The sequence below is a fragment of the Rhizobium sp. Leaf311 genome (assembly GCF_001423445.1).
Lineage (GTDB): Bacteria > Pseudomonadota > Alphaproteobacteria > Rhizobiales > Rhizobiaceae > Agrobacterium.
The window spans coordinates 497,445-518,033 of the sequence record NZ_LMNZ01000004.1 but is presented as its reverse complement, the minus strand read 5'-3'; the positions used below and the strand labels follow the sequence as shown (position 1 = coordinate 518,033).

The window sequence follows — 20,589 nt, the reverse complement described above, 5'->3', positions numbered from 1 at the left end:
GGGACTGCCAGATGAACGACCAGACGATCAGCAATCGAAAGCAGGCGGCCGCAGCCGCCGTTGACCATAAGGACCCGGTGTTGCGCGGGGCGTTAGCCTCTGCGCATGATGACGAGCGTAGTCAGCAGCCGCTTGGGCGAGAGGCTCTCGATGTTGCCGTAGCCTGGTCGATTGTCGGCCTGTTCGCCATCGTGCTGATGGGCGTCATCCACTCGCTGTCGATCATCCTTATCCCAATCGTCATGGCCATTGTTGTGGGGATGATCCTGGGTGTCGCTGCCACCAAGCTGAATTCTTACGGGATTCCGGGCTTTGCGGTGGCGTTGATCCTGTCATCAGCGGTCGCGCTGGTGTTCTTCGTCGTCATCAATTCGCTGATCGACCCGCTTTCCACACTGGCATCCGAAGGACCGGGCATCGTCGAGAAGGCGATAGACAGGTTCGTGCCCTATTTGCAGAGCCTGCGCTGGCTGAATTTTTCCGCCGCAACCTTCAGCATGAGTTCGATCTCGCTGGAATCGCTGATCTCAAGAAGCGGCGATATCCTGACCGTGGTGGGAGCCAATCTGACACCCGCCATTGTCCAGGGGCTGGTGTTCTTTGCAGCGTTGCTGCTGTTTCTCTACAGCCGTTTGCGGCTGCGCAAAGCCGTCATCATGGCGTTTCCGCAGCGTCACCAGCGTCTTCGCACGATACGCACCATAGGGTCGATCGAGCATGTGCTGAGCTCCTATTTCGCCACGGCGTCGCTGATGTATGCGGGTCTCGGAGTGACCATGGTCATCATCGCCTATGCCGGTGGGCTCGCCATGCCGTTCCTGTGGGGCCTGTTTGCCTTTCTTTCCAGCTTCGTGCCGTTTCTCGGCATCACCGCCATGACGCTTGCCCTGACGATTGGCGGCATCCTGACCCATGACAGCCTGCTTCTGGGGCTATTACCTGCGATCATATTCTTCACCATCCACCTGTTGATGGAGAACCTCGCCTTTCCGGCTGTTGTCGGAAAGAACATGGAAATCAACCCGTTCCTGGTTTTCGTTGCGATCATCTTCTGGACATGGATGTGGGGTGCCGCTGGCGCCATGCTGGCGCTGCCTCTGTCTCTTATCGGCATGACCATCGCGCGCGAGCTTTTCCCGTCACGCAAGGTCGTACCGAACCTGCCTTCCTGATGGGCTGTGAGGCGGCTTGCCTGATCAGTTCGAAGGGGCGTTGAAGGCGGGATCATCCAGCCTTGTGAAGATGACGCCGCGCGCCTTGAGCGCCAGCAGGCCGCGTACCACACCCTCTCCGGCCTCATGGGTTGGCTGGTTGATGTGGGCAATCACCACATCACCGTCTTTTGCCGATGCAATATGCTTTGCCGTCATGCCCGCTCCCAGCAGCGAACCGCCATCGCCATTGACGGAATAGCCAGCGACGCGTTCGCCAAGACCATTGATGGTGGCGATGGAGGACGCCGTATATTTCGCGGTTGCGCCTCGAAACCATTGGGGCTGATGACCGGTGGCGGCGGCAACGGCCAGACGACCGCCCTCCACTTCCTGCTCAACGGCCGCCGTCGAGCCTGCCGCAGCGATTCCATAGATGGAAACGGGCTTGTCGACCGCCGGAATGTGATTTTCGCCGTGGTTTTCCAGCTCGAACAAATCGGGATGCGACAGCATCACCGCCAGGGCCTGCGGATTATGCGCCAGCCACCGTGCCGTCACGAAGATTGTCGCGGGGATCTTCTCGTTGACCAGCGTATCGAGAATCCTGAAATCGGTCTTTCCCATGCAGGCATCGAGCGTGATGGCGACGCGGGGTGCGGCAGCCTTTCCCGGCTGCATCTTCAAGCTTGGCTCCACAAGGCCAGATGCAGCAAGAGCCGGAGATGCGAGGGCGGCCAGTACCGGAACGAGAGTGAATATCTTCAGCATGTCAGACGCCTTCGAGGAACCATTGAAACAGGGCGCTGATGCCTCGCGCAAAACCGCCGCATGACGTCCACATAATGCGTTGCACTCTGCCCGTAAACCGCCGAAATTATGGCGTGGCTGGTGGCAGGCCGTCCAGTTCGGCAAGCTTTGCCAGCGCCTCTTCCACCCGTGCACAATCGCTGACGCTGAGCGGCATGACCGGCAGTGGCGGCTGAAGATGGGTCAATGACAACAGATTGGCCGCCGCATAGACCACACGAAAGCTGCCCAGTTCCTTGAAAAGGGAAGAGAGCGGCTGGAAATATTGCTCGATCCGCTGGACCTCGGCCTTGTCCTTGGCCTGTGCGGCACGCAACAGGCGAAGGCTTGGAACCGGAAGCAGACCGCCGATGACGCTGTACCAGCAATCGGCACCTTCCATGGTTGCCTGGGAAGCGGCCCAATCGCCGCTATAGCCGATGGAAAAGCCCTCGCCCAGCCTTGGCCGCAGACGCTCCAGCTCCTGGCTGAAGGCCATATCAGGTACAGTCGGCATTTTCGCTGCGCGGATATGCGGAATATAGGCAAGCCGCACCAGCAGCTCATCGCTAAAGGAAAAATGCGTGGTGGATGGATTGTTGTAGACGCAAAGGGGCAGGTTCGTTGCGCCAGCAACGGCTGCGAAATGGTGATAGACCTCTTCCTGCGTCAGTGGCGTATAGGAAACCGGTGCCAGAAGCAGGGCGTCCGCACCACCGGCCTCCGCATCCTTTGCCAGCGCCACCGCATCACTCGTGCGCAACGCACCCACGCCGACAAGCAATGGTCTGTTGCGCCCCTGCAGGGTTTCAGCCGCCGCCTTGATGGTGCGCAACCGCTCTTCGCGTGAGAGATAGGCGTAGCTGCCGGTGCTACCGAGCAGGCCGATACTATCCACCTGCGCCGCATCCAGTCTTTCAACCAGCCGCGAAACGGCCTCGACATCGACATGCCCCTCGGCATCTGCCGGCGTCAACGGAAATGCCGAAAGCCCGCCAAAACTCAGATCCATACGCCCCGCCCCTGCTCAATCCCTCTGAAACAAGGATTACCAGTAAATGAGCAGTCGGCAATAACAATATGAAATCAGTTAGATATCGTTGTTTATCGGCAACATCGACCCTTTGTCGCCGCAGCGGTCAACTTTCAATCATAGAGATAATGCTTGGCCCATTGCGATTCCGGCACTTTGTCGCCGACCTTGTAATCGAAATCGCGGATACCGAGCGTCGAGGGCGTGATCTGACACTTGTAGCGCAGCCGATACCATTCGCCACCGCTTCTGAAAACGGCACCGGTTGCCTTGATACTGTCGGATGCAACGTCCGGGTCGCCGAAGGCATAGGCGATGACCTTGTCCGGCTTCATTCCCTTCTGCTCCTTGGCAATGCGCTCCATGGCCTCGATATCGCAGCGTTGCTCAAGGCGCTCTTCGGGAGCAAGAGCATTGAGCTGACGCAGAATATTGGCATCGACCGCATGGGCCGGGATGGCCATTGTCAAACCGGAGAAGGCTGCGAGAAGGGCAACGGGGAGAAGCTTGTCCATGAGATCCTGTCGGGCTTTTCGTTTCTTCTTGTTTTGATGCGCTGGGAGCAAGGCTACCGCCTGCCACCATCTGCACTTACGTGTGTGATTTGCGATCTAGTGGGAGAATGTGATCGAAAGCAGACCAAATTGTGCCCTGCCCTTGTCGATCCACCTTAGTTTTCCACCTTGATCGACCTTGAACGCCACTCTACATCTTGGTTCACGCAGACCCATGTCTTCATGAAAGCGAGTTTCACTTTGTCCATTTTCAAAAACCTGCCCGCAGCGCCCGTTGCCGAAAAGAAGCCGCAGAGCGATACGCATCACGGCATTACCCGCAACGATGACTATGCGTGGTTCAGGGCCGATAACTGGCAGGCGATGTTCAAGGACCCCACCCTGCTGGACCCCGCCATCCGCACCCATCTGGAGGCGGAAAACGCCTATATGGAAGCGGCAATGGCCGACACCAAACCGCTGCAGGAAAAGCTCTTCGAGGAGATGAAGGGCCGCATCAAGCAGGACGATTCCTCCGTTCCGGTCAATGATGGCCCCTATGCCTATGGCACCCTCTTCGTGACGGGTGGCGAACAGCCGCATTACTTCCGCACGCCGCGCGGTGGTGGCGAAAAGCACGTTCTTCTTGACGGCGACAAGGAAGCCGAGGGCAAGGATTATTTCCGCCTGTCCGGCCTTGACCAGTCCAGCGATCACAATCGCGGCATATGGGGCTATGACGACAAGGGGTCGGAATATTATACGCTTCGCGTCCGTGAGATGGCCACAGGCAAGGATCTGGATGACATTGTCGAGAACACCGGCGGCGGCGGGGCCTGGGCTCCGGATGGCAAGAGCTTCTTCTATACGCTTCAGGATGAGAACCACCGCCCTTCCAAGGTCTTCCATCACATCATCGGCGAGCCGCAATCCTCCGACCGGCTGGTCTATGAGGAGAAAGACCCCGGCTTCTTCATGGGTGTGGGCGCATCCGTGCTTGACGACTTCATCTTCATCGACATCCACGACCACGAAACCAGCGAATATCGCCTTCTCTCGACCAAAGACCTGACGGCAGAACCGCAGATCGTAGCCGAGCGCGAGGAAGGCATCGAATATTCGCTGTGTGAGGGCGGCGATGTTTTCTATATCTTGACCAATGATGGCGACGCCAAGGATTTCCGCATCTGCCAGACGCCGGTGACGGCGCCGGGCAAGGAAAACTGGACGGAAGTCGTACCGCATGAGCCGGGTCGCCTGATTCTCTCCATCGATGCATATGCCCGCCATCTCATCTGGCTTGAGCGCCGTGACGGGCTGCCACGCATTGTCATCCGCGACCGCGTGAGCGGCGAAGAGCATTCGGTTGCCTTCGATGAGGAAGCCTATTCTCTGGGCCTGCATGGGGCGGCGGAATACGACACCAATGTCATCCGCTTCAGCTATTCCTCGATGACGACGCCAAGCCAGCTGTTCGATTACGACATGGTGACGCGCGAACGCGTACTGCTGAAGACGCAGGAAGTGCCCTCCGGTCACAATCCGGAAGATTATGTGACCCGCCGCGTCATGGCGACGTCGCATGATGGCGCGCTTGTGCCGGTCTCGCTGCTCTACCGCAAGGATACGCCGCTGGATGGCTCTGCCCCATGCCTTCTCTATGGCTACGGTGCCTATGGCATTTCCATCCCGGCATCGTTTAGCACCAACAATCTGTCGCTGGCCGATCGCGGCTTCGTCTATGCCGTCGCTCACATCCGGGGCGGCAAGGACAAGGGCTTCGAGTGGTATGAAAACGGCAAGATGGAGCACAAGCAGAACACCTTCAAGGACTTCATCGCCGCCGCCGACCATCTGGTAAAGGAGGGCTTCACCTCCTATTCCGGCATCATTGCCGAGGGCGGTTCTGCGGGCGGCATGTTGATGGGCGCTGTTGCCAATATGGCACCGGAGAAATTCGCGGGCATCATCGCCGCCGTTCCTTTCGTGGATGTTCTCACCACCATGCTGGACGACACCCTGCCGCTGACACCGCCGGAATGGCCTGAATGGGGCAATCCGCTGGAATCGGAAGAGGAATATCAGTGGATCGCCTCTTACAGCCCCTATGACAATGTCGGCGCGAAAGCCTATCCGCCGCTTCTGGCCATTTCCGGCCTGACCGACCCGCGCGTGACCTATTGGGAGCCGACCAAATGGGTGGCGAAGCTGCGCGAGCACACCACGGGTGACGCCCCCATTCTGCTAAAAACGAATATGTCGGCAGGCCATGGCGGCAAATCCGGTCGCTTCCAGCGCCTTGAGGAGATTGCGTTTGAATATGCGTTTGCATTGAAGGTGGCGGGCAAGGCGGCGGTTTAAGCCTGCTTGAACCCACCCACGTCACCCCGCACTTGATGCGGGGTCCATCCGACACGCGTCTGCGCGTCGAGAAGAGGTCTTCCAGCACAAGAACTTGGGCTGACTGGATTCAGGCTCAGCGCCGGAATGACGGATCTCTATCGTGGTCATGCTCGGGCTTGACCCAAGCATCTGCCAAGTCTCATCCGCAGACGTGTGGTTAGATCCTCGGGACAGGCCCGAGGATGACGCAATCGGGGAGGCACGGGAGAAAAATACTCGCTGAAATGCCTTTTTTGAGATTTTTTTCCACAAAAAATCGGCACCATAGCTACTTACGATATATATTTATCATTAATTGAATTTTCATTTTTAATCCAGTCTATCCGTAATTTTCTTCAGTAAATCTCCGTATTTTACAAGTATTACAAAACCTTCGAAATGGTTCCGCGGAACCCTGCATGGCAGCAATGCGGCATTTTGCGTTGCAATATCATCTTCTCGCCGTATTATAGAACTCGTTGACATATTTATGCGCTTTTTCGCCGCGGTGACTGCGGCACTCTTCGTTGCGTCTATGCGGCTTTTCTTTGACGAATTCTTTTTCGTCTTTCCGCGCATGTCATTTAGCTCTGGAGCTTTCGCAGGCAACCGCTGGCGATGTCGATGCTCCATGGCTTTAGCTCTGCGTTCTGGCAGCGGTATCGTCTTGATGTCGCGCCAACGCTTCGGCAGGCCGGGCTTTGCAGTGCCCCGGTATGCCTCACATAAACACTGCATTAGACTTGGGGGTCTTACACATGAAGAAACTCCTCGCCTCGACCATTCTTGTCACGGGCTTCACACTTGCCGCCGCTGCTGGCGCAAGTACCGCCAACGCCGCTGAAGACTGCGGCAATATCTCGATCGCTGAAATGAACTGGGCGTCTGCGGGCGTCGCGGCGTATGTCGACAAGTTCATCATGGAGAACGGTTACGACTGCACCGTCGAGGTGGTGACAGGCGACACGACGCCGACTTTCACCTCCATGAACGAAAAAGGCCAGCCGGACATGGCGCCTGAAATGTGGGTCAATACGCTTGGTGCTCCCTATGAAGAAGCCATCAAGTCCGGCAAGCTCATTCAGGAAGGCAAGATTCTCAGCGATGGCGGCATCGAGGGATGGTGGATTCCGAAATATCTGGCTGACGCACATCCCGATATCAAGACCGTGGAAGATGCTTTGAAGCATCCCGAACTCTTCCCGGCACCGGAAGATGCCAGCAAGGGCGCTGTCTTCGGTTGCCCGCCCGGCTGGGGCTGCCAGCCAACGACTGCCAATCTCTTCAAGGCGCGCAAGGCCAGTGAAAAGGGCTTCACCCTTGTCGATACCGGCTCTGCTGCGGGCCTCGATGGCTCCATTTCCAACGCCTACGAAAAGAAGCATGGCTGGCTCGGCTATTACTGGGCTCCAACGGCCATCATGGGCAAATACGACATGGTCAAGCTTGACGATGGCGTTGAACTCGACCGCGAGGCCTATGACAACTGCATCGCCAAGGCCGATTGCGCCGATCCAAAGCCGAATGCCTATCCCGTCGCAGATGTCTTCACTGTCGTGACCAAGGAATTTGCGGAAAAGGCAGGTCCTTCTGCCGAATATGTAAAGAAGCGCCAGTGGGACAATGGCACGCTTGGCAAGATCCTGGCGTGGATGGACGAAAACCAGGGCACCAACGAAGACGGTGCCGCCTATTTCCTCGAAAACCACGAGGATATCTGGACGAAGTGGGTTTCGCCGGAAGTGGCCGAGAAGATCAAGGCTTCGATCTAATCAGAAGATGAGATGAGCCGAGGCCGCGAGACATCGCGGCCTTCCCATCTGTGGATGCCCATACCCACAAGCCCTTCCATCAACACCTTAGGGAAAAAAACAATAATGGCCCTCTGTAATGTTCTGCCGGATATGCTGTGCAAGTTTCCGGCCATTGGCAACAGCACCATGCGGGTTGCGCGCAAGTCCATCGATGACGGATTCCGCGATATCGTTCGCAGCTATGGCGATGTCATCGATGTCGTCACGCACCCGCTGCAGCTTTTTTTGAATTCATCCGAACGCTTTTTCACGCAGACGCCCTGGATCATCATCTTCCTCGGCCTGCTGGCGCTGGTCCATCTGGCCGGACGCAGCTTGCGCATCACGCTTGGCACCGCCGTTTCGTTGTGCCTCATCGGCGCCGTCGGCCTATGGCGGGATGCGATGACGACGCTCTCCATTGTCGCGATTGCAACGCTGATCGCAGTCGCCATCGGTCTGCCGCTTGGCATTCTCATGGCGCGGTCCGAACGGTTGCAGCGCTTCATCAATCCGGGCCTGGATGTGATGCAGACCATGCCGAGCTTCGTCTACCTGATCCCGGTCGTCGTCATCTTCGGCATCGGCAAGGTACCGGGGCTGATCGCAGTGGTGATCTATGCCATTCCGCCGATGATCCGCCTGACCAACCTTGGCATTCGCATGGTGGACCGGGAAACGCTGGAAGCAGCGGACGCCTTCGGTTCTTCCAACACCCAGAAGCTGTTCAATGTGCAGCTGCCGCTGGCGCTGCCCACCATCATGACCGGCATCAACCAGACCATCATGATGTCGCTCGCCATGGTCGTCGTTGCCTCCATGGTCGGCGTCGGCGGGCTTGGCAAGAACGTACTTCAGGCCATCAACAACCAGTTCTTCACAATCGGCTTTCTGAACGGCTTTGCGCTGGTGGCCATCGCCATCATGTTCGACCGCGCAAGCCAGGCATTCGGAAAGCGTTTGCAGAAATACCGCGAGGTGCAGCATGGCTAAGGACATTGAAATCCGGTCTCTCTACAAGATCTTCGGCAAGCATCCCGAGAAGCACCTCGAAGCCGTTAAAAACGGTTTGAGCAAGACCGAGCTGAACGACAGGCACAACCATGTGCTGGGCCTCAACAACATCAACATCACCATGCCCGGCGGCAAGATTACGGTGGTCATGGGTCTTTCAGGCTCCGGCAAATCGACGCTGATCCGCCACATCAACCGGCTGATCGAGCCGACCGCAGGCGAAGTCCTGTATGGCGAACAGGATGTCTGCTCCATGGGAACATCCAGCCTGCGGGAATTTCGCCGCCACAAGACAGCAATGGTGTTCCAGAAATTCGGCCTGCTGCCGCACCGCACCGTTCTGGAAAACAGCGTTTATGGCCTCGATATTCAGGGCGTTTCGCGCAAGGAAAGCCTTGAAAAGGGTCGCTACTGGCTGAACCGTGTCGGGCTTGATGGCTACGAGGAGAATTATCCCAACCAGCTTTCCGGCGGAATGCAGCAGCGTGTGGGCCTGGCTCGTGCGCTGACCAACGATGCCGACATTCTGTTGATGGACGAGGCCTATTCGGCACTCGATCCGCTGATCCGCGTGGACATGCAGACCATGCTGCTCGATCTTCAGCAGGAGTTGAAGAAGACGGTTGTCTTCATCACGCACGATCTGGACGAGGCACTGCGCCTTGGTGACCATATTGCAATCCTCAAGGACGGCGAGATGGTGCAGCAGGGGGACGGCCAGAGCATCATCCAGTATCCAGCCAATGAATATGTCAGCGACTTCGTCCGCGACGTCAACCGCGGGCGTGTGCTTCAGGCAACGACGGTCATGGAACCCCTGACCAGCAAGCCGGAAGGCATGTCGGTTGCCGAAACCGATACGCTGGAAACCATTGCCCGCGACATGACGGACGCCAACGAAACCACCGCCCATGTGGTGAATGAAGATGGCGAGCCGGTGGGCAGCATCGGTATCGAGACACTGGTGGCCGCCATGGTCACACCCGCCACGCAGGATGCGGAGCGGCCGGAGTCGGAAGCCGAGACGGAACCGGCCCTGACGGACGAAACTGAAAAGAAGATCGCCTGATTCTACCGATCGCCCTCCGCGACTCACGTTGCGGAGGGCGATTTACGTTAGGGAATCGGCCCACAGGGCATTTTTGGCATTTGGCAAGCCCCTAAAATGCAAAAACGAAGCACTGGTTTTGGGTCTGTCAAGCGTAGAACGCGCCCAAAACATCAAGACGCAAGCCTCGCGCAAGCTTCGGCGGTTAATAAATCGTTAATCGATCCTGAAAGAGGTTTCGCAATGAATATCGACAACAACATTGGCGGCTCGCCTCACCACAGCCGCCCCCAGCATATTGAAAAGAGAACGGCAGAAACGGTCGTTCCCGAGCAACAGCAGGCGGGCCTTGGCGGCGGCAGGATTTCCTTTGTCAACGTTCTGGAATCCACCTCGCTCGCAAACGTCCTGTGGACAGTCAAGAACGATGCGGTTTCCGAAACGTCTTCGGCACAAGCATCTATCGATATCGGCTCCGAGGCGGACAGCGCCTGGTTTCGTCAGGCCTATACCGAACATTGATCACTGCTCAGGCCGAAAGCATCCCTGCTTTCGCCGCGTCAACAGAACCGTTTATCGTTAATATCCGATTAATTTTCGAAGCGCCGCCACGTCCGGCTCCCCCCTTCGAAAATACCGCTTGCAGGCCCTGCTCGGAACGTCTTCAAGCCCCGCTCAGTCCGTTGATCTCAACCGTGACATGCGACAATTCCGGGATTGCCTTCAGCTTTTGCCGATAGAATGAAGCCGCCTTTGGCGCGGTGGAATCGATGGCCACAATGGCAGCATGATGCCCCGGCCCAACCTGCCAGACGTGCAGATCGGTAATCCTCTCTTCTCCCGTTTCAACGCTGCTGCGAATTTTCGTGGAGAGGTCCATGGCCTGCGGAACGGCATCCACCAGCACGGCGCCGGTGGAGCGCACAAGCCCGAAGGACCAGCGCGCGATGACAAGGCCGCCGACAATGCCCATGGCCGGATCGAGGAAGGACCATCCATTCCACTTGCCCAGAAGCAGGGCGACGATTGCCAGAACCGACGTCAACGCATCTGCGAGGACGTGCAGATAGGCCGAGCGCAGATTGTTATCCTTGCCGGCATGGTCGCCATGGGCATGAGCACCGCGATGTGCGTGAGCGCCGTGGTGGGCGTGATCGCCATGATGTGCGTGACTGCCATGTGAGTGCCCGTGCCCATGACTGTGACCATGATCATGGCCGTGATGGTGATCGTCTTTCAACAGCCATGCGCTGACGAGATTGACGACGAGACCGATAGCGGCGACGGCAATGGCCTGGTTGAAATCGATGGCGACAGGCGCAAAGAAGCGCAGCAGGCTTTCCCACGCAATCATGACAGCTGCGACGCCAAGCACGATGGCACTTGCGAAACCCGCGAGATCGCCGATCTTGCCTGTGCCGAAGGTGAACCGGGAATTTTTGCTTTGCCGGCGCGCATAGAGATAGGCGAGAGCCGAAATCAGCATCGCTCCCGCGTGGGTCGCCATATGCCAGCCATCCGCCGTCAACGCCATCGAGCCGAACCAGCTCCCGGCGGCAATTTCTGCCACCATCATCGCGGTCGTCAAGGCAATTACCGTCCATACCCGGCGCTCGTTTCGCGCGTGATCCTGACCCAGAAAACCATGGCTGTGGGCCCCGTGAGAGCACGGATTACCTGTCGTTACCTTCATGGAGCACCTCTATCGGATGTAGGTCTTGAGAACCTGTGCCAGCTCTTGCGCAGCGCGGGCCCGGTCTTCGTCATTTTCGGCGTGAAGCACATGTTCATGCAGGTGGTCCTGCATCACCTCCCCTGTCAGCCCGGAAAGAGCGCCCCGCACGGATGCCAGCAATTGCAGTACCTCCCCACAGGGCTTGCCAACCTCAAGCGCCCGCTCCACCGCCTCCATCTGCCCTTTCAGACGGCGAATACGCGCCAGCAGCTTGTCCTTGTTCTCAATGGTGTGCGTCATGCAGCCTCCCGCAATATAGGATAGGGGGGTATACTATATGCTCTAATCAGGAATGCAACGCCTCCGCGACACAACCTTTACGCAAGCCAACTCTGGAATAATGCAACCCGGAAACAATCATGGGAGAGTGAGCATGACCATTTATCCAGTCTCTTCGGCTGACTTTTTTTATGCAGGATACACGGGCCAGAATGCGGAGCAGGACTCAAGCGCAGGGTTTCAGCTGGCTTTGGAAGAGCAGACATCACAGACGACCGAAAGAAGCGGGCCAGTGTCCCTGCTGGACGATTCGACATATGTGACACCCAACTCGATCTCAGCCCTTATGTGGGACATCGATACCAGAACGGCTCTGGAAAAAGAGAACGAACCGCAGACCCTGGAAGAAAAGCAGAAGGCACTCGACGTCAAATCGCAAGAGCTCGTCACAGAGTTTCTGACATTCTCGGATATGAGCCCCGCAGAGAAACTACGGGCCAGATTGCTGGGTGAGATGGACCTGTCTGAAGAAAAACTGGCGGCGCTACCACCTGAGGAGCGCGCGAAAATAGAGGAAGAAATCAAGGAAGCGATTAGACGCGCGCTCGGCATAGACGAGACGGCCCGGTCCCCGGGCGGTGCGGAAGAGGACACTGCCATGCAGGCCGCCTAAGGCTGGGCGTTATTCGACAATTGCTCGATTGCGAAGTTCTCTCCCCGTAGCTATATCTACAGAAGCTATAGATATGAGGAGAGACCATGTATTCTATCGGAGATCTTTCCAGAAGAACCGGCGTCAAGGTGACGACCGTCCGCTATTATGAGCAGATGGGCCTGCTGCGTGCCGCCGACCGGTCGGAAGGCAACCAGCGCCGCTATGAGAAGTCGGATCTGGAACGGCTGGCCTTCGTGCGCCACGCCCGCGACCTTGGCCTGACCATAGATGCCATCCGCGAACTCATCGCCCTCAGCCAGCACCGCGAAATGCCCTGCGACGGCGCAGACCGCATCGCCGCAGACCATCTGGCAACCGTGCGCGAAAAGATCGCCAAACTTAAAAAGCTGGAACTCGAACTGGAACGCATCGTCTCCCACTGCGATGGCCATTCCATCGAGGACTGCTACGTCATTCGGGCGCTATCCAACCACGATTTGTGCGAGCATGAGCACTGACACAGCACCTGAGGGGGGCCTTGTGGACACTTTCAGAAACACGCGATCGAAACTGGCCTGCAAATAGTCGTGCCTCGCGCCCGGGAAGCAATCAACAATTGAAACGGTCGATTTGCGGCCTGTCGCGCTGGTTTAGACGTGATGCGGAACCCGTCGGCCCGCATCCTGTAATCGCTGAATGTGTATTACCAATTCTTCTGCACAAGTTCGCCTGATGGCGCGCAAGCGTAGAAGCCTGCGGTAGGTCCATATGCGTGGGTTGTTGCTAGAGCGAATGCGGGACGTGCGCCATCTTCGGGTGAGTGACCCGGTCCGTTGCCTGTCATATCGGTCGATGTCAGGCCGGGGTCTACCGCGTTGACTTTGATCCCTTCCCGATCCAGTTCCTTCGCGAGCTTGACGGTCAACATGTTCAGCGCAGTCTTGGAGGCGCAGTATCCGCCAAAACCGACCGTCCATGTTTCGCTGCGCATATCCAAGGCATCCGTCAATGAACTCAGGCCGCTGCTCATCATGACGATCCGGGCCGCCTTCGATTTGCGCAACAGCGGCAGGAAGGCTTGAGTGACGCGCATCACGCCGAATACGTTGGTGTTGAACATCCGCTGCATCTCGTCGATTGACTCCTCGGCAAGCGAGGGAGGTGGACCAAACATCAGCCCGGCGTTGTTGACGAGAACGTCGAGATGCCCAACCTCACGCTCGATAGTTTTGGCGGCGTTGGAAACGCTCGCATCATCCGTGACGTCTAGTTGTACTGCACGGGCATCGATCCCGCTTCCTCGCAGCTCGCGAGCTGCCACCTCACCCCGTGCGATATCACGGCATCCCAGCCAGACCCTGTGCCCGGCGGCCCCAAGTTGCCGCGCTATGGCGAGGCCAATACCCTTGTTTGCTCCCGTAACGAGCGCAGTGGGCGATGTGTTGTTCATGACGATATCCCTGATCATTTCGATGCCAGAGACATACTACGAAATTCGTATTATTCAACCTTCGTATTTTGCGATTTGTTGGGTGAGCCTCAGAAATTCGGTCTGCTCAACGGCATCGAGTGCCTGCAGCATCGCTTTGCAGGATGCTCGATATCCATCGACGTAGCCTGCAACCGCTTGCTTCCCCTTGCTTGTAATCGTCAAAGCCACCGACCTGCGGTTTGCCTCCGGCCGTTGCCGTTCAATCATCTCCCGACGGACCAGCCGGTCCGCCGAAGACGACATTGTTGTCAGAGCGACCTGAAGGTGGCGGGCAACATCCCCCAGATTGCACTCGGGATGATCATCGATGAAAAGAAGCGCCTGAATATCGAGGGGATTGAGCGAGTTTTGCATGACTGCCGCCGCCTCCGCGACCTTGAAGCGACGGGTAAAGCGCTCAAAGGCGGTGGCGAGTTTTTCGATTTGTTCAGGCGTAGGTTCTGTCATTCCCGGTATTAAGCATGTCTGCTGGAAAGACGTAAGCCATGTGCCCTGGAATTGGCATTCCATAAATGTATGTGATGAACATTCGTGGTGCCAAGCGCCCAAGGCAGCAACTGGCCTTCAGCGGACTTTCGGCCCCGAAGCCCATGCCTTCCGCGCGCTAACACGCGGGAGGCGCTTCGGATTGGTTAGCACGATATCATGCAAACTCGGTTGACTTGTGCTTTCGTGCAATACCAGCAACACGGACCCCGTAGAGGCGAGCAGTTTCAAGATCACCGACAGACATCTCTTCCGGTGCCGCGTCGGCATCTGATTGCGCCATAGGGCCAATATAAGATCCCATCCGGTTTGCATCATCTCTCTGGGATGCCTTGGTATTTGATGGTTTGATGCCCAGGCTTACCCACAGGCCACCATGCTGCCCCGCGAGAAGAACAAAGTATTGCAGCGTGTTCAGCTTGTCGCCGTTAAGGCTGGCGCTGTTTGTAAAACCTCCAAAGACCTTATCCTGCCATTGCGCGGAGAACCAAGGCTTCGAGGATGCATCCGCAAACTTCTTAAACTGCCAGCTCGGCCCTCCCATATAGGTGGGTGCGCCGAAGATGATGGCATCGGCGGCATTGAGTGCCGCCCATCCGTCCTCCGAAAGGTTGCCCTCAGCATCAATGGCATGGAGAGCCGCTCCGGCTCCTTCGGCGACAGCCTCTGCCATGCGGTGTGTATGTCCGTAGCCTGAATGATAGACGACGACGGTGTTCGAGGATGAGTGAGTGGTCATGACTGGCTCCTTGGCCGTGGGTTTTGATGCTTCAATCGTTGTTGAGAATGACGTCTTCTTGTTGAGGCTATGAAATCTGGATGACGACCGCGACCAGTAGCAGCAGCAGGAAGATTGCTGGCGGCAGGATACGACGGAAGTCCCGCGCCCGGATCACAGCGAAGATTGCGGCGACCATGATGCAGCCCCCAAGCGCTGCGCCGATTGCGAATGTCGAGCCTATGACAAGGAGAAAGGCCGTCAAAAGTTCCAGCAGTGCAGTGACCCAGCACCACCACCATGGGAAACCGTAACGGACAAATTCTTCTCGTATCGGCTTAAGAGCTGTCGCATTGATGACGCCGCCTGCAAGGAACGCGAAAGCGGAAGCAAGCGTCGCCAGATTCTCATACGAGAACGATATCAGGGTGAACATGACATATCCTAATGGTGAAATCGTCAATGTGACGATAGCGATGAACATATTTCTAGCAACGCTATATTGTCAATCTTTGCTAAAATTAAATCTTGCTGCTAAGTTATTGCCGTCAAAGCAGAGGTAAGCCAGTGGGTATCAGTGATCGGAAACAGCGGGAGAAAGCGGAACGGGAGAAGCGGATCATCGCCGCTGCACGCATGCTTGCCGAACGAGATGGCTGGGGTTCGGTTACAGTCCGACGCCTTGCACAGGAGATCGAATACAGTCAGCCTGTCCTGTATACGCATTTCGTAAATCGTGACGCGATCGTCGGGGCGGTCGCGCTAGAAGGGTTTGGAGAGCTGGGACCGATATTGCGGGCGTCGGTTCGCCAAGATGCAAATCCGACCGATGCGATTTTGGACGTTGCCACCGCTTACCTTCAGTTCGCATTTGAAAGACCAGCTCTATACGAAGCCATGTTCGTTCTGCCGAGCGGCCTTCGGTTTGCCAAGTCCGATACACCCCAGGTTCTGCGCGATACGTTCGGGGCCATGATGGCGGTCGTGGTGCCATTTTGCGCTAACGCTGAGATAGCAACCGAGTCCTTTTGGGCTGCGCTACACGGATTGGCGGAACTCGAGCGCCATGGCCGGATCAGGGCAACGCACCGCGACGAGCGAGTAAGGCATGTCGTTGCCATGTTTGGCTGACCCATTCACCTGACACCAAGGACGGCCGCTAACACGAAGCATGTCGACTGTTGCGGGCGAAAGCGCAGCGGGAATATCGCCTGCATTCCCAGATGCCATCGACGTGCTAGGCGCTCCCACCCACCAAAACAGGCGCAGGGCCGACGCCTGCATTTGGCCCGCTGCGGACATTGCAGGACGAGGCCTGATTGTCTGAGATGGGCGAGAAGGGCAACGGCGACTTTTGGAAGCCCGACTCAGAAGTCGGACGGTGACATGTTCAAAAAGGGGGACGCAATGCGGGCTGGATCCTTCATCTCTCGGGCGCACCGACATTGCCTTTAACAGGTAGGCTGATATCCCACGGCAGTGATCCCGGCTTGCCTGCATCATTGCAATGGATATTTACGCGCCGGATATTGTCAGCATCATTCCGCCAAGTGGCTTTGAGGGGGACCGCACATTCGGTCAAGGCCACTTTTCTATCGACGGGAAGCGCGACCAGATTGCTGCCATTCTCTATGTTCGCTGAATTTATGAATGATTCAGCGACAATGTCGATAGCTGCCAAAGACTGCATTTGGCTGCGAACCTGCCGCTGCCTCTCCGCAAATATTGCGTGACAGGCGCGCAGATTGTTGAGGCCGAAACGCGCACTGCAAAATTTGCGCATTTCATCAATGCGTTCTGCCGCTCCCATTTCAAAAATCTCAACATCGCACTCCCCACAGGCGAATGGATTTCTGAACATGACCTGAGGGGAAGGACTTTGTTTGATGAAGGGCATCATCTTCGTTTCATGCTCTCGATGGTCCAGTTCGACGCCAACGAAAAAGACGGCGATCATGAGCAATCCAGCCGCCGCCGCAATCATTTTTAGCATGCAAGTATCGTCTCCTACTTCTCCAACTCTTGTGGATATAATCCAGTATCAAAGGGAAATGCCCTGAACGGTATATCTCAAGGTCGAATTAGTCCCAAATTCGGTCGGCAGGGGCTGCGTGAGAGGTTTGAGGTGTCAGCGATCGGCGCGATACTGCCGAAGCAGCAGTTGGCCCGGCGGACTTCAGCTCGCCCGACTATTCAGGCCTTGGCCCCATCAAATCATCGATAAAGGGAGCTTTCTTTGCGAGATACTCCGCAATGCCATCGCGATTAGAGGCCTCTAAATGAAGCTTCAATCGCTGATATTCTTGGCGTACCTTCGCATTGTCGATCAACAGGTCTCGGAAGCCTATCATGCGTTCGATCTGCCAATGGCCAGTCAAGCAGACATGGACCTTGTGCGTTCTTACCCCATCAACATCCTTACGATAGAAGTGGTGCCCGTGTGACAGGTTTGAGCCGCGAACATATCCCAATGAAACCATCGACTGATCGCGCTCGACCTGATTTGTTTGCTCGCGAACTTCGACCAATAGGTCGATCTCTGGCTTTGCCCACAATCCTACGACGGCAGTGCTGCCGACATGGTGGATTTCAATCAGATCGGACCCGAAGACGTCAGCAATCAGCCGCTTTTCGGCAAGAAACATGGACGGCCACTGTTCGTTGTATGGCGTTATCTGACTGGTAAGTGCCATTTCATTTTCCCTGACACGTCGAACTCATGCGCAAAAATAACTTCTATGTCAAAGCCGGCAAAGTCCGTTGTTGGCGCAAGGCCGACGTCTGCAAGTGGCCCAAAGCGGACAAATGAGTTGTTTAGAGCAAAAGTTGAGCTAAGCTCTTCCAGGTCAATTGGCATTTGGAGGTTAAATGACTAAGCATTTGCCAAGTGTTTTAGGCGGCATTGTCTCCGGGCTTTCAGTGTTTCTTGCTGGCGCTCTCTACGGTGATTTTTGGGTGCAGTGCGTCGCGGCGGGATGCGGAGGTTTCGCGGGAACTTACCTCGCGCAGAAGCTCGGTGGCTAAAGAAATCCATCAAGGGCACAATGTCCGCGGTTGGCCCAATGCGGTCATTCGCCGTCGGAAAAATCGGGCGCGAAACTCCCGTTTTTGCACCTGAGTTTCGCGACCGAAATTCCGCTTGGAATTCGATGCGGCCGATCTGTCGACGATGACAAGGGTTTCCGCGACAACGCTTCATGATTTTCAAGGAAGCAACGGTTTGCTCTCCACAGTTCCATATCCTTCCTCTCCAAAAACGAAGGCTGGTAGACCGAGGCCGCCAAGGCGCTGCCAAAGGCCTTCAATCCACTCCATGCAGATATCCACGATGACATCGTTCACGGAAAAGGCAGCTTCGTCCGGGTCGAACATGGGAACATCGGGCCGCATTTGACCGTCGATGCATTTAACTTCAAATAGCAATCGGTGTCGCTCTATCGCCTTGTCAAGCACATAGAGGTCAGGCCCCTCTAAGTGGACGACAATATCGAAGAACCCTTCCTCGCTTTGTCCCGGATGAACTCCCACCATGACCTGTCGCGCTTTCTGCGGAAGGGCGTGCTTTATGGCGTTGAGATGTTCCAAAGCCAGCTGGGAATGAACCTGTAAAATGCTTTGAAGCACAGTTTTGTATTCGTCCGCCGTCATTCCAGCTTGTCTCATTTCCAATCCTTCACCATGTCTTGTGTCGCAAAATTCCCAATCAAAGCGACAATTGTTTTCCTGACTTTTGCAACGTCGCAGAATAGGGAGTTTTGCTGTAGCCGCAATGTCCGGTGTTGGCGCAACGCTGACGCCTTGCAATTACCACGCAGCCGAAATCCCACTTGACAGTTTTCCGATTCCGGCGCATTGAAACATCCATGATCACCGCACGCGCACCCATTTCCTGCACGTATTTTTGGGCCTTCCTTTAAGGGCGGCTCGACAGATCATTTTGTCAACAAGCCGCCGTCAGGCGGCTTTGTTGTTTTCAAACGTCCTGACGGCAAAAACGAGAACCCGAAGGACACGAAAATGACCGAAGACAGCCTTCTGACTTTGCCGAGACCGCCGGTTGTCACCATCAGAGGTGCACGCAAGGCGGACCTGCCCCAGCTCAACGAGATGATCATGCTTCTGGCTGCGCATCATGGCGATGCCTCGGCGATTACGCCGGAAAAGCTGGAGCGAGACCTTTTCGGCCAGATACCGTGGATTACCGCGCTGGTGGCCGAGGCGGATGACGAGCTGATCGGATACGCCATTCTGTTGCCGCTGTACCGCGCACAGGAAGGCCGCCGCGGCATGGAACTGCACCATCTTTTCGTGCGCGATGGCCATCGTGGCCATGGCACCGGCCAGCATCTGGTGGCGCGTGCGCGCGATGTGGCCAGGCGTTGCGGCTGCGATTTTCTCTCGGTCGGTGCAGCCACCGGCAACTTCGCCGCGCATAAATTCTACGAAAACATGGATTTCGTGCCACGCCCCGTAACCGGTATGCGCTTCATGCAGGCGCTGGCGTAAATCAGCCGCGAAGCGGAACCGTTCAGACGGTTTCAGACTTTTTGCAGACCAGCTTTTCTGTTTAATGTCGCAAGCGTGGTTGATTGCAGGAGAAGATAATGCCTCGTATCGCCTTGGCTCTGACTGAGGAATTCGGTGATTGGGAACCCGCCGTGCTGACGGCAATGGCGCGGGGTTATTTCGGCGTCGATATCGTCACCGCCTCGCCGGATGGCGCAGCCGTAACCTCCATGGGCGGGCTCAATGTCACGCCTGACATGGCCTACGATGAACTCGACCCGGAGACCGTTCACGCGCTGGTCATTCCCGGCGGGTTGATCTGGGAAAAGGGCAATGCGCCCGATCTGACCGATCTCGTTCACCGCTTCCGCGCCCAGCACCGCGTGGTGGCAGGCATTTGCGCCGCCGCCAGCGCACTGGCCGGAACCGGTGTGCTGAACACCGTTTCCCATACCGGCAACTCGCTGGAGTCGCACAGCAAATACGAGGAATATCAGGGCCGCGAGCATTATCTTGACCAGCCGCAAGCCGTAAGCGACAAGGGCGTTGTCACCGCGCCGGGTAGCTCGCCTGTAACCTTTGCAACGGAAGTTTTGAAAGCACTGGACCTCTGGGGACCGGAAGCCGAGGCAGAGCTTGGCGTTTTTGCGGCGGAGCATCTGCCCCCAAAGCAGTGAGGCCGCCGGCTGCGGGCCCAGCCTTCTAAAACTTGGCATTTCCCCGGACGACTGCATCTCCTATGGTTGCAGCCGGCATGAGCCACTCGGTCTTGCGGCGAAAGGTTCATCCGCCTCCCTATGGCTGGGGAGGCCCTGACGCATGTCCAAGGCTAGCGCCTAAAGGTCAGGGTGGTCGTTCTTAGGCGGCTTTCTAACTCCCCGGCCACCAGAGGCCGTTTCCACGAGTGGGCGCTTCCGTTTTAAAAACTGATGCTGCTGTAAAACAAGGGCTGCACCCTACTAAAAATTGCCATTTCCTCTCGTCCCCACTTATCCTATGGTTGCATCGAGACCGGACGTAACGGGCTGGTCTTGGGGCTCGTAACCCCTAACAAGGCGGTCGGTGTCGACCGCA

24 protein-coding genes are annotated in these 20,589 nt (G+C 56.7%); 12 read left to right on the top strand and 12 right to left on the bottom strand.

From position 1 onward, the window contains the following. The first annotated feature begins 11 nt into the window (after nucleotides 1-11). Nucleotides 12-1,172 carry an AI-2E family transporter gene (locus ASF69_RS08250; RefSeq protein WP_113171201.1) on the top strand — a complete coding sequence of 387 codons (1,161 nt, stop codon included), beginning with the start codon at nucleotides 12-14 and terminating at the stop codon, nucleotides 1,170-1,172. A 24-nt stretch (nucleotides 1,173-1,196) separates the two neighbouring features. On the opposite strand, the gene ASF69_RS08245 is transcribed toward ASF69_RS08250, so the two are convergent. From ASF69_RS08245 to ASF69_RS08235, 3 genes are all read right to left on the bottom strand, one after another. Further along, nucleotides 1,197-1,922, bottom strand: coding sequence for a polysaccharide deacetylase family protein (locus tag ASF69_RS08245; protein WP_062586813.1), 726 nt, complete (start codon nucleotides 1,920-1,922; stop codon nucleotides 1,197-1,199). 106 nt (nucleotides 1,923-2,028) lie between these two features. Continuing rightward, nucleotides 2,029-2,952, bottom strand: coding sequence for a dihydrodipicolinate synthase family protein (locus ASF69_RS08240; protein ID WP_062586812.1), 924 nt, complete (start codon nucleotides 2,950-2,952; stop codon nucleotides 2,029-2,031). A 134-nt stretch (nucleotides 2,953-3,086) separates the two neighbouring features. After that, entirely contained in the window at nucleotides 3,087-3,488 is a 402-nt protein-coding gene (locus ASF69_RS08235) for a DUF930 domain-containing protein (protein WP_062586811.1), read from the bottom strand. 240 nt (nucleotides 3,489-3,728) lie between these two features. On the opposite strand from ASF69_RS08235, the gene ASF69_RS08230 reads away from it, so the two are divergent. The 5 genes from ASF69_RS08230 (at nucleotide 3,729) to ASF69_RS08205 (ending at nucleotide 10,226) form a co-directional block, all read left to right on the top strand. Further along, a complete protein-coding gene (locus tag ASF69_RS08230; protein ID WP_062586810.1) occupies nucleotides 3,729-5,828 on the top strand; it encodes a S9 family peptidase in 2,100 nt (699 codons plus the stop codon). A 779-nt stretch (nucleotides 5,829-6,607) separates the two neighbouring features. Then, complete coding sequence (locus tag ASF69_RS08220; protein WP_062586808.1) at nucleotides 6,608-7,621, top strand: ABC transporter substrate-binding protein; 1,014 nt, start codon at nucleotides 6,608-6,610, stop codon at nucleotides 7,619-7,621. A 105-nt stretch (nucleotides 7,622-7,726) separates the two neighbouring features. Next, nucleotides 7,727-8,635, top strand: coding sequence for a proline/glycine betaine ABC transporter permease (locus ASF69_RS08215; RefSeq protein ID WP_062586807.1), 909 nt, complete (start codon nucleotides 7,727-7,729; stop codon nucleotides 8,633-8,635). Beyond that, nucleotides 8,628-9,725, top strand: a complete 1,098-nt coding sequence (locus ASF69_RS08210) for a glycine betaine/L-proline ABC transporter ATP-binding protein (protein ID WP_062586806.1) — start codon at nucleotides 8,628-8,630, stop codon at nucleotides 9,723-9,725. Before ASF69_RS08215 ends, ASF69_RS08210 begins: the two co-directional genes overlap by 8 nt. Before the next feature lie 222 nt (nucleotides 9,726-9,947). Then, a complete protein-coding gene (locus tag ASF69_RS08205; protein ID WP_062586805.1) occupies nucleotides 9,948-10,226 on the top strand; it encodes a hypothetical protein in 279 nt (92 codons plus the stop codon). A 142-nt stretch (nucleotides 10,227-10,368) separates the two neighbouring features. On the opposite strand, the gene dmeF is transcribed toward ASF69_RS08205, so the two are convergent. Next, entirely contained in the window at nucleotides 10,369-11,397 is a 1,029-nt protein-coding gene (gene dmeF, locus ASF69_RS08200; protein WP_062586804.1) for a CDF family Co(II)/Ni(II) efflux transporter DmeF, read from the bottom strand. A 9-nt stretch (nucleotides 11,398-11,406) separates the two neighbouring features. After that, nucleotides 11,407-11,679 carry a Ni(II)/Co(II)-sensing transcriptional repressor DmeR gene (gene dmeR, locus ASF69_RS08195; RefSeq protein ID WP_062586803.1) on the bottom strand — a complete coding sequence of 91 codons (273 nt, stop codon included), beginning with the start codon at nucleotides 11,677-11,679 and terminating at the stop codon, nucleotides 11,407-11,409. A 133-nt stretch (nucleotides 11,680-11,812) separates the two neighbouring features. On the opposite strand from dmeR, the gene ASF69_RS08190 reads away from it, so the two are divergent. Beyond that, complete coding sequence (locus ASF69_RS08190; protein WP_062586802.1) at nucleotides 11,813-12,331, top strand: hypothetical protein; 519 nt, start codon at nucleotides 11,813-11,815, stop codon at nucleotides 12,329-12,331. A gap of 86 nt (nucleotides 12,332-12,417) precedes the next feature. Further along, the gene (locus ASF69_RS08185; protein WP_062586801.1) at nucleotides 12,418-12,831 is read left to right on the top strand and encodes a helix-turn-helix domain-containing protein; all 414 of its coding nucleotides are present in this window, start codon (nucleotides 12,418-12,420) and stop codon (nucleotides 12,829-12,831) included. A 185-nt stretch (nucleotides 12,832-13,016) separates the two neighbouring features. Here ASF69_RS08185 and ASF69_RS08180 read toward each other — a convergent pair whose 3' ends face one another. From ASF69_RS08180 to ASF69_RS08165, 4 genes are all read right to left on the bottom strand, one after another. Further along, nucleotides 13,017-13,763, bottom strand: a complete 747-nt coding sequence (locus tag ASF69_RS08180; protein ID WP_156462014.1) for an SDR family oxidoreductase — start codon at nucleotides 13,761-13,763, stop codon at nucleotides 13,017-13,019. Nucleotides 13,764-13,817: 54 nt separating this feature from the next. Beyond that, nucleotides 13,818-14,252 (bottom strand): MarR family winged helix-turn-helix transcriptional regulator, encoded by a 435-nt coding sequence (locus ASF69_RS08175; RefSeq protein WP_062586799.1) that lies wholly within the window; start codon nucleotides 14,250-14,252, stop codon nucleotides 13,818-13,820. A 196-nt stretch (nucleotides 14,253-14,448) separates the two neighbouring features. After that, entirely contained in the window at nucleotides 14,449-15,030 is a 582-nt protein-coding gene (locus ASF69_RS08170; RefSeq protein WP_062586798.1) for a flavodoxin family protein, read from the bottom strand. A 67-nt stretch (nucleotides 15,031-15,097) separates the two neighbouring features. Then, the gene (locus ASF69_RS08165; RefSeq protein WP_062587228.1) at nucleotides 15,098-15,445 is read right to left on the bottom strand and encodes a DoxX family protein; all 348 of its coding nucleotides are present in this window, start codon (nucleotides 15,443-15,445) and stop codon (nucleotides 15,098-15,100) included. A 131-nt stretch (nucleotides 15,446-15,576) separates the two neighbouring features. Here ASF69_RS08165 and ASF69_RS08160 point away from each other — a divergent pair, with 131 nt between their 5' ends. Then, on the top strand, nucleotides 15,577-16,140 hold the full coding sequence (locus ASF69_RS08160) for a TetR/AcrR family transcriptional regulator (protein WP_062586797.1): 564 nt from the start codon (nucleotides 15,577-15,579) through the stop codon (nucleotides 16,138-16,140). Between the two features lie 292 nt (nucleotides 16,141-16,432). On the opposite strand, the gene ASF69_RS08155 is transcribed toward ASF69_RS08160, so the two are convergent. Then, entirely contained in the window at nucleotides 16,433-17,002 is a 570-nt protein-coding gene (locus tag ASF69_RS08155) for a hypothetical protein (protein ID WP_156462013.1), read from the bottom strand. Nucleotides 17,003-17,198: 196 nt separating this feature from the next. Then, the gene (locus ASF69_RS08150) at nucleotides 17,199-17,702 is read right to left on the bottom strand and encodes a GrpB family protein (RefSeq protein ID WP_062586795.1); all 504 of its coding nucleotides are present in this window, start codon (nucleotides 17,700-17,702) and stop codon (nucleotides 17,199-17,201) included. Nucleotides 17,703-17,877: 175 nt separating this feature from the next. On the opposite strand from ASF69_RS08150, the gene ASF69_RS23055 reads away from it, so the two are divergent. Then, nucleotides 17,878-18,033 carry a hypothetical protein gene (locus ASF69_RS23055; protein ID WP_156462012.1) on the top strand — a complete coding sequence of 52 codons (156 nt, stop codon included), beginning with the start codon at nucleotides 17,878-17,880 and terminating at the stop codon, nucleotides 18,031-18,033. A 180-nt stretch (nucleotides 18,034-18,213) separates the two neighbouring features. Here the strand turns inward: ASF69_RS23055 and ASF69_RS08145 are convergent, their stop codons facing one another. Beyond that, nucleotides 18,214-18,657, bottom strand: coding sequence for a DUF6389 family protein (locus tag ASF69_RS08145; protein ID WP_062587227.1), 444 nt, complete (start codon nucleotides 18,655-18,657; stop codon nucleotides 18,214-18,216). 369 nt (nucleotides 18,658-19,026) lie between these two features. On the opposite strand from ASF69_RS08145, the gene ASF69_RS08140 reads away from it, so the two are divergent. Then, on the top strand, nucleotides 19,027-19,515 hold the full coding sequence (locus ASF69_RS08140; protein ID WP_062586794.1) for a GNAT family N-acetyltransferase: 489 nt from the start codon (nucleotides 19,027-19,029) through the stop codon (nucleotides 19,513-19,515). A 98-nt stretch (nucleotides 19,516-19,613) separates the two neighbouring features. After that, nucleotides 19,614-20,192, top strand: coding sequence for a type 1 glutamine amidotransferase family protein (locus ASF69_RS08135; protein WP_062586793.1), 579 nt, complete (start codon nucleotides 19,614-19,616; stop codon nucleotides 20,190-20,192). Nucleotides 20,193-20,589 lie beyond the last annotated feature (397 nt).